The organism is Clostridium sp. AF28-12, assembly GCF_003435225.1.
GTDB classification, from domain to species: domain Bacteria; phylum Bacillota; class Clostridia; order Lachnospirales; family Lachnospiraceae; genus Pilosibacter; species Pilosibacter fragilis.
Genome location: NZ_QWGJ01000001.1, coordinates 323,062 through 339,744, shown reverse-complemented (window position 1 = coordinate 339,744; position 16,683 = coordinate 323,062). Strand labels below are relative to the sequence as shown.

At 50.7% G+C, this 16,683-nt stretch carries 8 protein-coding genes; all 8 read right to left on the bottom strand.

Annotation, left to right across the window (positions count from 1 at the left end; translation table 11 throughout):
• Positions 1–92: 92 nt before the first annotated feature.
• The 8 genes from DWY93_RS17760 to ftsH all read right to left on the bottom strand — a co-directional run bounded on the left by DWY93_RS17760 (position 93) and on the right by ftsH (position 16,465).
• On the bottom strand, positions 93–1,004 hold the full coding sequence (locus DWY93_RS17760; RefSeq protein ID WP_181968464.1) for a hypothetical protein: 912 nt from the start codon (positions 1,002–1,004) through the stop codon (positions 93–95).
• Between the two features lie 59 nt (positions 1,005–1,063).
• Positions 1,064–2,230, bottom strand: a complete 1,167-nt coding sequence (locus DWY93_RS01495; protein WP_242990495.1) for a glycosyltransferase — start codon at positions 2,228–2,230, stop codon at positions 1,064–1,066.
• A 261-nt stretch (positions 2,231–2,491) separates the two neighbouring features.
• Entirely contained in the window at positions 2,492–3,562 is a 1,071-nt protein-coding gene (locus tag DWY93_RS01490) for a hypothetical protein (RefSeq protein ID WP_117471646.1), read from the bottom strand.
• 238 nt (positions 3,563–3,800) lie between these two features.
• Positions 3,801–4,970: a cation diffusion facilitator family transporter gene (locus tag DWY93_RS01485; RefSeq protein WP_015553331.1), complete on the bottom strand. Its 1,170-nt coding sequence runs from the start codon at positions 4,968–4,970 to the stop codon at positions 3,801–3,803.
• A 265-nt stretch (positions 4,971–5,235) separates the two neighbouring features.
• Positions 5,236–8,907, bottom strand: a complete 3,672-nt coding sequence (gene rpoC, locus DWY93_RS01480) for a DNA-directed RNA polymerase subunit beta' (RefSeq protein ID WP_117469196.1) — start codon at positions 8,905–8,907, stop codon at positions 5,236–5,238.
• 19 nt (positions 8,908–8,926) lie between these two features.
• Positions 8,927–12,790: a DNA-directed RNA polymerase subunit beta gene (locus DWY93_RS01475; RefSeq protein WP_117471645.1), complete on the bottom strand. Its 3,864-nt coding sequence runs from the start codon at positions 12,788–12,790 to the stop codon at positions 8,927–8,929.
• Between the two features lie 240 nt (positions 12,791–13,030).
• Positions 13,031–14,242 carry a hypothetical protein gene (locus DWY93_RS01470; RefSeq protein WP_117471644.1) on the bottom strand — a complete coding sequence of 404 codons (1,212 nt, stop codon included), beginning with the start codon at positions 14,240–14,242 and terminating at the stop codon, positions 13,031–13,033.
• 372 nt (positions 14,243–14,614) lie between these two features.
• Positions 14,615–16,465: an ATP-dependent zinc metalloprotease FtsH gene (gene ftsH, locus DWY93_RS01465; RefSeq protein ID WP_021905601.1), complete on the bottom strand. Its 1,851-nt coding sequence runs from the start codon at positions 16,463–16,465 to the stop codon at positions 14,615–14,617.
• Positions 16,466–16,683: the final 218 nt, after the last annotated feature.

Sequence of the window (16,683 nt, the reverse complement as noted above, 5' to 3'; positions counted from 1 at the left end):
GAACGATACCGCTCCCGGGCGGAACCGTTACAAATCTCTTTCGATCCTGAGGGAGACCGCATCTGCGGTCTCCTCTTTTAATCTATCCTTCGTTAGGGATTGGGTGCCAGAAGTCCAGCCGTTCTCAGATTTGCAAGTAATTCATTAAACTGATTCACCACGTTCTCCGAGTCTGTGGCATTTGCCACCGGAGCGGCCGCTGTCACTGTCCCTGCGGGACCTGTCGGACCGGTTGGCCCCTGTGGACCCATCGCACCTGTTGCTCCCACTGCTCCTGCCGGACCCATCGGGCCCATCGGACCTGTCGCTCCCACTGCTCCTGCCGGACCTATCGGACCCATCGGACCTGTCGCTCCCACTGCTCCTGCCGGACCCATCGGTCCCATCGGACCTGTCGCTCCCACTGCTCCTGCCGGACCCATCGGGCCTATCGGGCCTGTCGCTCCCACTGCTCCTGCCGGACCCATCGGTCCCATCGGGCCTGTTGCTCCCGGCGCTCCTGCCGGACCCATCGGACCCATCGGACCTGTCGCTCCCACTGCTCCTGCCGGACCCATCGGGCCCATCGGACCTGTCACCCCCGGCGCTCCTGCCGGTCCCATCGGGCCCATCGGGCCTGTCGCTCCCGGCGCTCCGTCAAATCCCGGAAACCCCTGTGGACCTCTCGGTCCTTCAGGCCCCGGGCATCCCTGAGGGCCTCTCGGACCCTGCGGTCCCCGGCAGCAGCAGGTTCCGTGTCTCCAGCCATATCCCCAGCCGCTTCCGCAATTTCCGCCACAGCCGCCTCTTCTGTTTCCTCCGCAGCCACAATTCCCACCGCAGCCACAATTCCCACCGCAGCCACCTCTTCCATCTCCGCCACAGCCCTGCGTTCCGTCCCAGCGGTCTCTTCCGTCTCGGCCGCAGCAACAGTTCCCATCCCAATGTCCTCTCTCGTCTCCCCCCCGGCAGCTCTCTGCTCTGCAATCCTCGTTCTCCCAGAAATCATATTCATAATTGCGCATGATCAATTCCCCTTTCAGCATATTTTCCTTGCGGACATCCCATACAGGTTGTTCGCTTACTATAATCTATGCTGCCCGTCCGAAACTGCTACTTCTGCGATTTTTTGTCCAAAACTCCGACTGTCACCTCTCTGTCTCCGTTCAATTTGCTGCACTTTTCTTTTCTCAAAATATTTCCTGTTTAACTGGCATGTCTCCGCCCCCGGCCGGCACCTCTCCGCCAGCTCATTATACCGTTCCGCCGTTTTCCATTCCCCCAGCCTGTCGTAGCAGACACACATCTGCAGATACGGAATATATCCCCGGCACTCCGGCATCACAAAACCGTCCTCCCCGGTCCACCTTCCGGTCTGAACTGCCTGCCCGTACCAGAAAATTGCGTCGCGATAGCGCCCGGCCGAAAAGAACCACCATCCGAGATCACAGCAGAGCTCCGGCTTCGGGATCCCCTCAGAAAGTCCGGAAAGCAGAAACTTTAGTGCCCGGTCCCGATCTCCGATCCGGTACATACAGTACGCCCCATGCCTGCAGGCATCCACCCGGTCTTCCCGCCAGCCATCCGGCAGTTCCAGATATTCCGAAAATACGGAAGCGGCATCCCGGTATCTTCTGTGGTAATATAATTCCTTTCCGTAATAATACTGATCCCGCGGAGATAGTTTCCCCTTCTCCCGGATCATCCGTTCAAATATCCGAAGATTCCTGTCCGGATCCCCTATCCCCACTTTCCTGTGCTCGATCATGATATCTTCCCGCACTACTTTTCCAAAGGGTTCTACCGCCTCATGGATGCGCCCTTTCCACACTGCTTTTCCGCACCGTCTTAAAAGGCGTTCTCTATAAAAGAAAAATGACGGTGCGCCATCCCCGTCATATCCAACCGCGTATTTCATCATCACCACATCCGGCCGTTCGTCATCCAGCTGTCTCTTAAGATCCATTAATTTTCTCCGTTCCTCCTGCCTTATCACATCATCTGCATCCAGCCAGAACAGGTAATCCCCTGTTCCCTTGGAAAACGCGAAATTTCTCGCCGCTGCAAAGTCATCCTTCCATTTAAAATCATAAACCTTGTCCGTAAAAGAAAATGCGATCTCCTTCGTCCGGTCCGTAGATCCCGTGTCCACAATTATGATCTCATCCGCAAATCCCTGCACGCAGGCCAGGCATCTTCCGAGGACCTTTTCCTCATTGCGCACGATCATGCATAGGCTGATGGATACCATAATCTCTCCCTCTTTGTCCTGTTTCTTCTATTTAATATATGAGAGATGCTCCAATCTGCTATTCTCCCAAACGCAGCAACGTGCAGATCTCATTACAGATGAAACTACATTTCTGCAAAGCCTGCCGCAGTCATCTGTGAACAGGGATTTCCTGTGGCACAAAAAGGCACTGATCTGCCATGACCTCTCAGCCATACGCAAACCAGCGCCCATTTACACTTCACTTTTTAACAAACCAGACCGGTTCCGATTCTACTGCCCCTATTCCGCATCTGCCACATAAGCTACAGCAATATCTTCGTAGCCATCTGTAGATGGGATCTCAAAATAAACTTCCTTGCCCGGATTCTTATATGTCATATTGATATCCATCTTATAGTTCATCTCATCAGCTTCGGATGTTGTATGATCTGTAACACTCATTCCGTAGTCCATAAACATCTTCATAGCCTCGCAATAGCCATCTTTGTTGACCGTCATCTCGCCGTTCGACTCATTGATCTTCATGTCCAGAGTGACCCCAAGCTCCTTGTAGGTCTCTGCGGTCGCGCTGGTAACTGCGGTCAGGATCTCGTTGATCTTCTGGTCATCAATGGTAAATGCAAGTTTCCTTGTGTCACCGCTTGTATACATTCTCAAGCCTTTGACAACATCCGTATCCAGATCCATGTTGATCTGTGTGGCCTGAGCTTTCGCAGCTTCCAGATCCATGGCCTGCCTGTACTTGATGCCCATAGTGTTCACATACATGTATCCGTCTGTGTAGAACATGTCGATCGGCACTGCGGTTCCAAGCGTATCCGCGGTACCCTTGCATACAAACTGCATGTCTCCGTTCGCGTCCTCTTTCATCATCAGTTTCATATTCATGGACATATCAATATTCTGTCCGAGATAAGACATGGTGATCGTATAGTCCACATCGATATTCGCGCTCGGGAGAGACTCGCTAAGCTGCTGTGCTTCCTCATAGACCTTCAGCGCCTCCGGATCGTTCTCCGCGACAGCGATCGGAACTGCCTTTACCTGGGTAACACCATTTACGCTCCAGGCACCATTTTTGTCGATCTCATATCCGTCCGCATGACTCGTATTTGTCTGCGCATATCCGGCATTCATCTGCAGATAACCGGAATTTCCGAAATAATAGCACTGTGCCCAGCCATCATGATCACCATCGATCCAGTACCAGCCGTTCCGGCAATAGGAACCGTCATCGTTCTCATACCACCAGCCGTTCATATCCTCGTGCCATTCGCCCGCGAATGCCGGGAAGGACAGTGCCATTGCTAACGGCATCGCTGCAGTAAGGATCATTTTCCACTTTTTCATAAGAGAGACCTCCTTAAAATTCAACAACCGCGTCGGTCATCTGCACAAGTTTCCAGATGCCGGAGCGCCTGTTCTGTCACCCATCTGCCCACATACTTCCGTGAGTTCCATATCTCAAGTATAGCAGTTCAACCATGCAATCGCAAACCCTTTTTCCTGTAGACTTCTTACGTTTTCTTTAACTGCAAAAATCCGGCAAAGCGCTTCTGCACACTCTGCCGGATTCAATCTTTTTTCTTTATTCCAGATATGACTGCTCTGCCTGTATGACTGCGTAATAATCATCCCATTTCTCTGAGATCAGTTTCTCGATCCCCTGTTTTACCTCTTCGTTCGTTTTCCCATACTGGAATGGGACCACCGCGTCGAAGATCAGGTTCGTATGAGTCGGCCCCTGGATCATGCGGAAATCATGGATGGTGACGCCCGGAAAATGTTCGTTGATCATGTCAACAACTTCCTTTTTTGTCTCATTGATCGCCTCGTTATTCACCACGATCGGATCCATGTGGATCACGGCCTCACAGCCAAGTTTTTCCTTCAATTCTTTCTCGATCCGATCGATCACATCGTGGATCTCGAAGATATCGCAATCCCCGGACACTTCCCCGTGAAGGGAGATCATGCGTCTCCCCGGGCCGTAATCGTGGACCACTAGATCATGGATCCCAAGGATCTCAGGATGAGCCATAACGATCGTCCTGATCTCATTTACAAATTCTCTGGAAGGCGGTTCTCCGAGAAGCGGATTCAGGGTATCCTTCGCCGCGCCAAATCCTGCATACAATACAAAGCATGCCACAAGGCAGCCACACCATCCATCGATACTAATGCCTGTCACATGGGCCACAGCCATGGAGATCAGAACCGCCGTTGTCGCGATGGAATCGCTCATACTGTCCATAGCCGTCGCTTTCATTGTCTCCGACTGGATCTTTTTGCCGACTGTCCGATTGTAAAAGCACATGTATCCCTTTACACAGATGGAGACCACAAGGATCCCCACCGCCAGAGCGCCAGTCTCCACCGGCTCCGGATGAAAGATCTTCTCTATGGAAGTTTTGAAAAGCTCGATTCCCATGAGAATGATGACCATGGAAACTCCAAATCCGGAGACATACTCGATGCGCCCGTGTCCAAAGGGGTGATCCGCGTCAGCCTTCATGCCGGAAAATTTAAATCCCACAAGAGATATAAAGGATGATCCTGCATCTGACAGGTTATTGAATGCATCCGCCGTAATAGCGATGGATCCACTGATCACACCCGCCAGATATTTTCCGGCAAACAGAAATACATTGAGCGCGATGCCCACAATACTGCAGAGCATGCCGTAGGCACGGCGCACATCGCTGTTCCCGAATTGATCTCTGTTTTTAATAAATAAGCCGGACAGTATCGTAATCATGTAAAACACCTCCATCGGTCCGCACACTTGCCGCGCCAAGCCAAAAATCAAGAAATTGTAATTCAGGTCTTCTCACATTCAGCACAGAAAGCCCATCGGCCCGCCGAATCGTTACAAGTTGCTTTCTTCTAACCATCTGTATACTCAAACAGCGAGGAAAAACATGATCTTTCATGTTCTCCTCGCTGTTCTTATATGCCTCAGCATACGGAAAAGTTCCTGTTTCCAGAAAGCTTTCCGATATATTTATTTGTCAAAATACCGATCACTCATCGACATCCTGTGTATCATCCTCGTTGAGAATGATTTTATCTGCTTCCTCAAGCGGAGCATCCGTCTCCTCCTGCGGCTCTTCAGCAACCGGTGCTTCCTGCTCCTGGATCTTATCCTCGATCTCGCCTGTGCTGAGCTTGATATTGCGGTAACGCTTCATTCCGGTACCAGCCGGGATCAGCTTACCGATAATAACATTCTCTTTCAGACCGATCAGGTGATCGACCTTACCGTTGATCGCAGCCTCAGTAAGAACCTTTGTGGTCTCCTGGAAGGATGCGGCGGATAAGAAGGAATCGGTTGCAAGGGATGCCTTTGTGATACCGAGCATGACCTGTTTGCCCTCTGCCGGCTGTTTGCCTGCAGCGATGAGCTCCTCGTTCATCTCGTTGAAATCAAGAACATCCATGGATACGCCCGGAAGAACGTCGGAATCGCCGCTCTCCTCGACACGGATCTTCTTTAACATCTGACGCACGATCATCTCGATATGCTTATCGTTGATCTCTACACCCTGTAAGCGGTAAACACGCTGTACCTCACGGATCATGTAATCCTGTACGGCACGAACGCCCTTAACCTTTAACAGGTCGTGCGGGTTGATGCTACCCTCTGTAAGAACGTCGCCGGCCTCGAGAACCTGTCCGTCCGCAACTTTGATTCTGGAACCATAGGGGATCAGATAAGTCTTGGAGTTTCCTGTCTCCTGGTCCGTAACGATGATCTCACGTTTTTTCTTTGTATCTTTAATTGTAACAACACCACCGAATTCAGCGATGATCGCAAGTCCCTTCGGGCGTCTGGCCTCGAAAAGCTCCTCGACACGGGGAAGACCCTGTGTGATATCGCCGCCGGCAACACCGCCGGAGTGGAATGTACGCATGGTCAGCTGTGTACCAGGCTCACCGATGGACTGTGCGGCAATGATACCAACCGCCTCTCCGACCTGTACCGGCTGGCCTGTCGCCATGTTTGCGCCGTAGCACTTGGAGCAGACACCGATATGGCACTTACATGTCAGGACTGTACGGATCTTAACAGTATTTCTGCCGAGCTTCTCAAGAACCTTGATAACGGCTGCGGCACGTTTCGGTGTACACATATGGTTAGCCTTAACAACAACTTCTCCGGTATCCGGATCTGTGATCGTCTCAGCGATATATCTGCCTGTCAATCTCTCCTGCAGCGTCTCGATGGTCTCTTTACCGTCCGTAAAGCCCTCAATCTCCATGTACGGGATCGTTCCCTTGCTTTCACAGCAGTCTGTCTCACGGATGATAAGGTCCTGGGATACGTCAACAAGACGTCTTGTCAGGTAACCGGAGTCGGCTGTACGAAGAGCGGTATCGGACATACCTTTTCTCGCACCATGTGCGGAGATGAAGTACTCAAGTACGTCAAGACCTTCACGGAAGTTGGACTTGATCGGGAGTTCGATTGTGTGACCGGTCGTATCCGCCATGAGTCCTCGCATACCGGCAAGCTGCTTGATCTGCTTATCGGAACCACGGGCTCCGGAGTCCGCCATCATGAAGATGTTGTTGTATTTATCAAGACCTGTCAGAAGGTCATGTGTCAGCTGGTCATCGGTTGCTTTCCATACATCGATAACTTCTTTGTAACGCTCTTCCTCTGTGATAAGACCACGGCGGAAGTTCTTAGCGATACGGTCAACGGTAGCTTCTGCATCTGCAAGGAGCTGCTTCTTTGTTGCCGGGACAGTCATATCGGAAATAGATACGGTCATAGCTGCTCTTGTGGAGTACTTGTAACCGATCGCCTTGATATCGTCCAGGGTGATCGCTGTCTGGATCGCTCCGTGTGTATTGATGACTTTCTCGAGGATCTGCTTTAACTGTTTCTTCTTTACGAGGAAATCGATCTCCGGCTTTAACTCGTTGCCCGGGATCGTTCTGTCTACAAATCCAAGATCCTGCGGGATGATCTCGTTGAAGAGGATACGTCCGACAGTTGTATCAACGATACCAGTCATTGTTCTTCCATCCGGAAGAGTCTTTGTCACACGGACTTTGATTCTTGCGTGAAGAGTAACGGCACCGTTCTCATATGCAAGAAGTGCTTCGTTCGGGCTCTTAAAGAACATTCCCTCGCCCTTTGCGCCCGGTCTCTCCTGTGTCAGATAATAGATACCGAGGACCATATCCTGGGAAGGAACGGCTACCGGACCACCATCGGACGGTTTTAACAGGTTGTTCGGGGAGAGGAGAAGGAAACGGCACTCTGCCTGAGCTTCCATGGTAAGCGGAAGGTGGACCGCCATCTGGTCTCCATCGAAGTCCGCGTTGAATGCGGTACAAACAAGCGGATGAAGCTTGATCGCCTTACCTTCTACAAGGATCGGCTCGAACGCCTGAATACCAAGACGGTGAAGAGTAGGAGCACGGTTTAACATAACCGGATGCTCTTTGATCACATCCTCAAGCACATCCCAGACCTCTGTCTGGAGACGCTCAACCATCTTCTTCGCGTTCTTGATGTTGTGCGCGGTTCCGTTAGCAACGAGTTCCTTCATAACAAACGGTTTAAAGAGCTCGATCGCCATCTCCTTCGGAAGACCGCACTGATAGATCTTAAGTTCCGGTCCAACGACGATAACAGAACGTCCGGAATAGTCAACTCGTTTACCGAGAAGGTTCTGACGGAAACGTCCCTGTTTACCCTTTAACATATCGGAAAGGGACTTTAACGCACGGTTTCCAGGGCCTGTAACCGGTCTTCCGCGTCTGCCGTTATCGATCAGGGCATCAACGGCCTCCTGAAGCATTCTCTTCTCGTTGCGGACGATAATATCCGGAGCACCGAGCTCAAGAAGTCTTGCAAGACGGTTGTTACGGTTGATGATTCTTCTGTATAAGTCGTTTAAGTCGGATGTCGCGAAACGTCCGCCGTCAAGCTGAACCATCGGACGGATATCCGGCGGGATAACCGGAATCACATTCATGATCATCCACTCCGGTCTGTTTCCGGAGCTGCGGAATGCATCTACGACCTCAAGGCGTTTGATGATTCTCGCTCTCTTCTGGCCGGATGCCTCCTGAAGAGCTTTTCTAAGCTCTTCGGAGTCCTTATCCAGATCGATATTCTTTAAAAGTTCCTGAACAGCCTCAGCACCCATTCCCACACGGAATGTGCCGTAGCCATACTTTTCAACAGCATCGCGGTACTCTTTCTCAGAAAGGACCTGCTTTAACTGAAGACCGGTGTTTCCGGCATCCAGAACGATATAGGAAGCGAAGTACAGGACTTTCTCGAGGACTCTCGGAGAGATATCCAGGATCAGGCCCATACGGCTCGGAATACCTTTAAAATACCAGATATGGGATACCGGAGCGGCAAGCGCGATGTGTCCGATACGTTCACGGCGGACGCTGGATTTTGTTACCTCAACGCCGCAGCGGTCACAGATAACACCTTTATATCTGATTTTTTTGTATTTACCACAATGACACTCCCAGTCCTTGGTCGGTCCAAAGATTCTCTCACAGTACAGACCGTCTTTCTCCGGCTTTAAGGTTCTGTAGTTGATGGTCTCCGGTTTCTTAACCTCACCATGGGACCATTCCAGAATCTTTTCCGAAGAGGCAAGTCCGATACGGATCGCGTCAAATGTCATCGGCTGATAAGTTTCATTTGTCTCAGGCATGAACGGTACTCCCTTCTAATTATTTGTCGTCATCCTCGGTATAATCGTCATCGACATAGTCGTCTTTGGCACCGTCGTTTGTATAGTCATCTTCTTCCACATTAACGAGCTCGTCGCCCTTGAATTCCTGTTTCTGGAATCCATAGTCGGATAAGTCTTCCTTATCGTTGTAGCGGCGGTCTCCCTCGATGATGGAACGAAGGTCATAGTTGGTATCGGAGTAGTCGATGTTCTCAGACATATCGACCTCTTCACCGTTGTCACGCAGCACTCTTACGTCCAGTCCGAGAGACTGTAACTCTTTTAAGAGTACCTTGAAGGACTCCGGAATACCCGGCTCCGGAATGTTCTCGCCCTTGATGATCGCCTCGTAGGTCTTTACACGTCCTACAACATCATCGGACTTCACAGTCAGGATCTCCTGAAGGGTGTAAGCCGCACCGTAAGCCTCAAGAGCCCAAACCTCCATCTCACCGAAACGCTGTCCGCCGAACTGTGCTTTACCACCTAACGGCTGCTGTGTTACCAGTGCGTATGGACCTGTGGAACGGGCATGGATCTTATCATCAACCAGGTGATGCAGCTTCAGGTAGTGCATGTGTCCGATCGTAGTCGGACCATCGAAGTATTCACCTGTACGTCCGTCGCGGAGCTGTACTTTACCGGTACGGCTGATCGGAACGCCTTTCCAGAGAGCACGATGGTCAAGGTGCTCGCCGAGGTATTCCATCGCATCCGGACGAAGGATATCCTTATACTTCTCCTGGAATGCATCCCATTCCATATTTACATAATCATTTGCAAGCTCCAGTGTATCCTGGATATCGTTCTCGTCCGCGCCATCGAATACCGGTGTGGAAACGTTAAAGCCGAGTGCCTTTGCAGCAAGGCTTAAGTGGATCTCGAGGACCTGTCCGATGTTCATTCGGGACGGCACGCCTAACGGGTTTAATACGATATCGAGCGGACGGCCATTCGGAAGGAACGGCATATCCTCTACCGGAAGTACACGGGAGACAACACCCTTGTTACCATGACGGCCGGCCATCTTATCACCGACAGAGATCTTACGTTTCTGTGCGATGTAGATGCGGACTGTCTCGTTTACGCCAGGAGCAAGCTCGTCGCCGTTCTCTCTTGTGAAGAGTTTCGCGTCGATGATGGTTCCGTATGCGCCGTGCGGTACCTTTAAGGATGTATCGCGGACCTCTCTTGCCTTCTCACCGAAGATTGCGCGGAGAAGTCTTTCTTCTGCAGTCAGCTCGGTCTCTCCCTTCGGAGTTACCTTTCCGACTAAGATATCACCGGCACGTACCTCAGCGCCGATGCGGATGATTCCTCTCTCATCCAGGTCTTTTAATGCGTCCTCACCAACACCCGGAACATCTCTTGTGATCTCTTCCGGTCCTAACTTGGTGTCACGGGATTCGCATTCATATTCTTCAATATGAACAGATGTATATACATCGTTCATAACGAGTTTTTCGCTTAAGAGAACCGCATCCTCGTAGTTGTAACCTTCCCAGGTCATGAATCCGATCAGCGGGTTCTTACCAAGTGCGATCTCTCCATCCTTTGTGGACGGTCCGTCTGCGATAACCTCGCCCTTCTCTACATGGTCTCCCTTGTAAACGATCGGCTTCTGGTTATAGCTGTTGGACTGGTTGCTTCGTGAGAATTTGATCAGGCGGTAAACATCGCGGTTTCCGTCAGAATCTCTCTTGATCACGATCTCATTGGACGCGGAGCGCTCAACAACGCCAGCATTCTTTGCAACAACGCAGACACCGGAGTCAACGGCAGCCTTGCCCTCGATGCCGGTACCAACGACCGGAGCTTCTGTGGAAAGAAGCGGTACTGCCTGACGCTGCATGTTGGATCCCATCAGGGCACGGTTCGCGTCATCGTTCTGTAAGAACGGGATCATGGATGTAGCGACAGAGAATACCATTCTCGGGGATACGTCCATTAAATCGATCTGTCTCTTCTGGAAGGAGGAAGTCTCCTCACGGAAACGACCGGATACGTTGTTGTGGATGAAGTGGCCTTCCTCATCGAGCGGCTCGTTCGCCTGTGCTACGATGTAGTTATCCTCTTCGTCCGCGGTCATATAAACGACTTCATCGGTAACACGCGGGTTTGCCGGGTCAGTCTTATCTACGACACGGTACGGAGCCTCAACGAAACCGTACTGGTTTACCTTTGCATAGCTCGCAAGGGAGTTGATCAGACCGATGTTCGGTCCCTCAGGAGTCTCGACCGGACACATACGGCCATAGTGGGTGTAGTGTACATCTCGAACCTCGAATCCCGCACGTTCTCTGGACAGACCGCCCGGTCCTAACGCGGAGAGACGTCTCTTATGCGTAAGCTCGGATAACGGGTTGTTCTGGTCCATGAACTGGGATAACTGGGAGCTTCCGAAGAACTCCTTCACTGCTGCGGTTACCGGTTTGATATTGATCAAGGACTGCGGAGTGATTCCGTCGATGTCCTGTGTCGTCATTCTTTCGCGTACCACACGCTCCATTCTGGAGAGACCGATGCGGTACTGGTTCTGAAGCAGCTCGCCGACTGCACGGATACGACGGTTTCCAAGATGATCGATATCATCCTTTACGCCGATGCCGTACTCAAGGTGCATATTGTAGTTGATGGAAGCAAGGATATCTTCCTTCGTGATGCACTTCGGAACGAGCTCGTGGATGTTGCGGTGGAGCTCTGCTTTTAACGCTTCCTCGTCATCCCCTGCTTTTTCCAGAATCTCTTTTAATACCGGGTAGTATACTAATTCCGTAATACCTACTTCTTCCGGATTAAATGTTACGTATGCGGAAAGGTCTACCATGAGGTTGGAGAGAACCTTCTCTACGCGTTCCTCAGTCTGGATCCATACGTACGGGATCGCTGCATTCTGGATCGCGATCGCCTGGTCCTTTGTGATTGCCTTTCCTGCTTCAGCAAGGATCTCACCTGTAGATGTATCGACGATATCCTCGGACGGAATCTGTCCTACGATACGGTTCTTCATGTGGAGCTTCTTGTTGAATTTATATCTGCCGACCTTCGCGAGATCATATCTTCTCGGGTCGAAGAACATACCATTTAACAGGCTCTCAGCGCTGTCAACGGACAGCGGCTCGCCCGGACGGATCTTCTTATATAATTCAAGGAGACCATCCTGATAGTTGTCGGATGTATCTTTTCCAAAGCTTGCGAGAAGCTTCGGCTCTTCACCGAAGAGATCGATGATCTCGGCGTTTGTTCCATATCCGAGCGCACGAATCAGGACTGTAACCGGGACCTTTCTCGTACGGTCTACACGGACATAGAACACGTCGTTGGAATCGGTCTCATACTCTAACCATGCTCCACGGTTCGGGATCACGGTACAGGAGTATAATTCCTTACCGATCTTATCATGATCGATTCCATAATATATACCTGGGGAACGTACCAACTGGCTGACGATAACACGCTCGGCACCGTTAATAACGAAGGAGCCGGTATCTGTCATTAACGGCAGATCGCCCATGAAAATCTCATGTTCATTGATTTCATCTTTATCTTTGTTGCAGAGTCTCACCTTAACCTTTAAAGGTGCCGCGTAAGTCGCATCACGCTCTTTGCACTCTTCGATCGTATATTTGATGTCATCTTTGCACAGCGTGAAGTCTACAAACTCCAGGCTCAGATGTCCAGCAAAGTCAGCGATCGGAGAGATATCGTCAAAGACCTCTTTCAGGCCCTCGTCGAGGAACCACTGATAAGAATCCTTCTGGATCTCGATCAGGTTCGGCATCTCAAGAACTTCTTTCTGTCTTGAGAAGCTCATTCTTACGCTCTTGCCGGCCGGCACCGGACGCATTCTGCTTTTCTCCATTTGACGTTTCACCCCTGTTTTCTTTCTCTATAATCAATAGCCAATTTTGGGCATACTGGTACCATATGCACATGATACCACAATAGTGCACATTTCATACTATCATGGGTTTGTCAATCTGTCAAGCACTTTTTTACAAGGTTTTCCTGGACGTTGTTCACGTAAATAAAAGATGTGCTGCAGAATCTTTCAGATGATCCTGCAGCACATCTTTTATCAGTCTATATAATTTTTACCATTCTACTCTACGCTTGTGTAATACCCCGGCGCATACATCTGGATCGAATAAAAATCATCCCCTGACGGGCTTTCTTTACTTGCAAAAATCTCCGGTCCATAAGCTGTGGTAAATCCGTTGACACTGTCATCTGTCTTACTAACGATCATATCCTCGGTATTGATCAGTTCCTGATATACCTCCTGTCCGCTTAGATCCGTATCCAGATAGCCGAATTCCTGAAATGCAGCTTCCAGCACGTCCACGATCTGGTAAAAGGCCTCCTCATTGCTGCTGTAGGCACCGATCCCATGGAGATCGTCCGTTGCCGTGTCAGCGTAGATGGTAATGCTTCCCACATACTCCCCGTCACGACTCAGATAATAGGCCTGATCTGTGTTGTACCAGCTCATATCGTCCGAAGCATAGTTGTAGCTGTATGTGTCCTCCATCGACCACTCAGAAAATCCGTACTGCGGCAGGAGCCGGTCCAGGGCGGCCGTCACATCCGCAAGCTGGGCGTCATAGTGACCGTAGTTTGTACAGTTTGTTCCGATGGCCCGCACCTCCTCGTCGGAGAGCTCGCCCTCTCCAAGGACCCCCACGGCATTGGAATCTGCAGAGGACCAGAGATCGCCGCTGGACGAGTCGAAGATGTTCTCGATCCCGTAGATCGATTCCCTGATCGCATGGGTGATAAGAAACAGCAGGTTTCCGCCGACGGAAAATACCAGCCAGATGATCACGACGATCAGAATGCTGGTAAACGGCTTCTTCCGTCCCCGCTCGGAGTTTACGCGGTCCATGATGTTCTTCGCGGACTGGCTGCTGTAAGTTCCACTCTGGCAGGTATCTGCCTGGCTGCGGTACTGTTCAAGCTGGCTCTTCATACGTTCGAACGCATTCCGCTGTCCCGTCATCCGGTTTCCCATATTCTGGAATGGATCCGCTGTCTTCTTCTCCCGATTTGTCTTTTTCTTTCCGCCCTGTATTCTGGTTGATGTCCCATTCCCTTTAAATATGCCCGCGTACGAATCTGTACCGGACGTGCTGCTTCCAGGGTATTCGCTTCCGCCATCATGGTACAGGCAGTCTGACTCATGGCGAGGATGCCTCTCATTTAAGTAGTAATCCACATCCTGTACATATGGATGCCACACGATCCTTTTGCATCCGCTGCAGTATAGACCCGATGTCATTTTCTGGTCGCAGTATGGACAATATTTCTGTTTCATCCGTTGTTCCTCCTGTCGGTATTCCTCTTTTCAGGTCATTTTAATTTTGTATTTTAAGCCCAACAGCTAAATTTCCACTCTCATTTTAACATAGGTTTCCGGTATACACAATCGAGATTTTACATCGTCAGCCCGATGCCTGATTCTTGTTACAGTACACGGGCACTCCTTGCCCGCGCACTGTAACAGGATTTTGCCGATGCTTCGCATTCCGAATCGGCAAAATCCACTACCACCACTGTATTGTACGGAATTTTCAGTTCAGAAAATTCCTACCCATGAAAAGTAACTGATTCTTTTCCCAAAACAAAAAAAGACTCAGAGCAGCCACTTTGCATGGTCTCTGAGTCTTCTCACACTGATATACTGCTTTTACCGGTTCAGGATCTCCATAAATTCTTCTCCTGTGATCGTCTCCTTCTCGAGAAGATATCCGGCAAGTTCGTTTAATTTTGCTGCATGGTCTCTTAAGATTCCCATTGCCTTCTCGTACTGTGCCTTCACGGTAGCGATCACCTCGTCATCGATGGCTTTCGCTGTCTCCGGTGAGCATGCGAGGGAGGTGTCTCCGCCAAGGTACTGGTTCGTCACGGTCTCAAGGGCAACCATACCGAACTGGTCGCTCATACCGTAGCGGGTCACCATAGCGCGGGCAAGCTTTGTGGCCTGTTCGATATCGTTGGAGGCACCGGTCGTGATAGAGTGGAACATAAATTCCTCCGCCGCACGGCCGCCGGTCAGGGTTGCGATCTTGTTAAGTGCCTCCTCCTTGCTCATAAGAAGGCGCTCGCCATCCTCCACCTGCATCGTATAGCCGAGAGCACCCGATGTTCTCGGAATAATTGTGATCTTGTGGACCGGAGCAGAGTTACTCTGGCACGCTGCAACGAGGGCGTGACCGATCTCGTGGTAGGCGACGATCCGGCGTTCATTCTCAGATACGGACGCATTCTTCTTCTGGTAACCGGCGATAACAGTCTCAACGCTCTCCTCCAGATCAGCCTGGGATACAACGCGGCGTCCCATGCGGACGGCACGGAGCGCGCCCTCGTTGATAATGTTCGCAAGCTCGGCACCGCTGGCTCCGACAGTCGCTCTCGCGATGGCGTTAAAGTCAACGGACTCATCCATCTTGACATCTTTTCCATGTACCCGCAGGATCGCCTCACGGCCTTTGAGATCCGGGAGTTCCACCGGAATTCTTCTGTCGAAACGGCCCGGTCTCAAAAGAGCCTTATCGAGGGTCTCTGGACGGTTTGTGGCCGCCAGGATCACAACACCCTTTCGTCCGTCGAATCCGTCCATCTCTGTAAGAAGCTGGTTTAAGGTCTGCTCACGCTCATCGTTTCCACCCATGCCGCTTCCGTCACGCTTTTTACCGATGGTATCGATCTCATCGATAAAGACGATACACGGCGCTTTCTCATTTGCCTGCTTGAAGAGGTCCCGGACCTTCGCGGCACCCATGCCGACGAACATCTCAACAAACTCAGAGCCGGAGATTGAGAAGAACGGAACATGCGCCTCACCGGCAACAGCCTTTGCAAGTAATGTTTTACCTGTTCCTGGAGGGCCTACGAGGAGCGCGCCCTTCGGAAGTGTGGCACCGATATCGGAATATTTTTTCGGATCATGAAGGAAATCAACGATCTCCTTTAAGGCGTCCTTCGCCTCCTCCTCACCTGCGACATCCGCGAATGTAACACCGGTCTCACTCTCCGCGTAGATCTTTGCATTCGATTTTCCAAATGTCATCGCGTTTCCGCCCATGCGCTTCGCCATGCTGCGGCTTAAGATCTGTCCAAGTCCGATCATGATCATGAATGGAAGGATCCAGTTTGTGAAGACTGCCATGATAGCGGATTCCTTCCGCGGGATCACCTTGTCGAAGGTCACTCCCTTACTGTATAACCGTTCTGTCAGATCCGGATCATCCCAGAGACCTGTCTTGTAGATCTGCTGTTTCCCATTGCTGTCTTTTGTGATGAATACGATCTCGCCGTTCGTGTCATCTTTTTCCACCTGTGCGACCTGTCCGTTGTCCACCATGGTCAGGAACTCGTTGTAGCCGACTTCCTTTACCTGGCTTTTCAGTGCGGACGGGAATACGAGTCCATTTAACAGGACCGTCATGACCAGAATTATGATCATATAATAGAAAAATCCCTTAAATGAATTGAGATCATTCGGGTTCGGCTTTTTTCCGCCGTCTTTTGTACCCATACGTCTGCCTCCTTGATTTTCATTTTTCTGCAGAGCTTTTCATCGCATCCGAGCCTCTGCTGTTACTTTTTCTGCCTTTTACATGCTTTGTTTTCTGAAGATCTGCGTGAGATGACACCCTGTCATTTCGTGTGATATTTATCCTATATCAGGAAACATTGAAAGTCAATGGAATTTATGGAAGTTTCTGAAATGTTATATTTTTTTTAGAAATTACC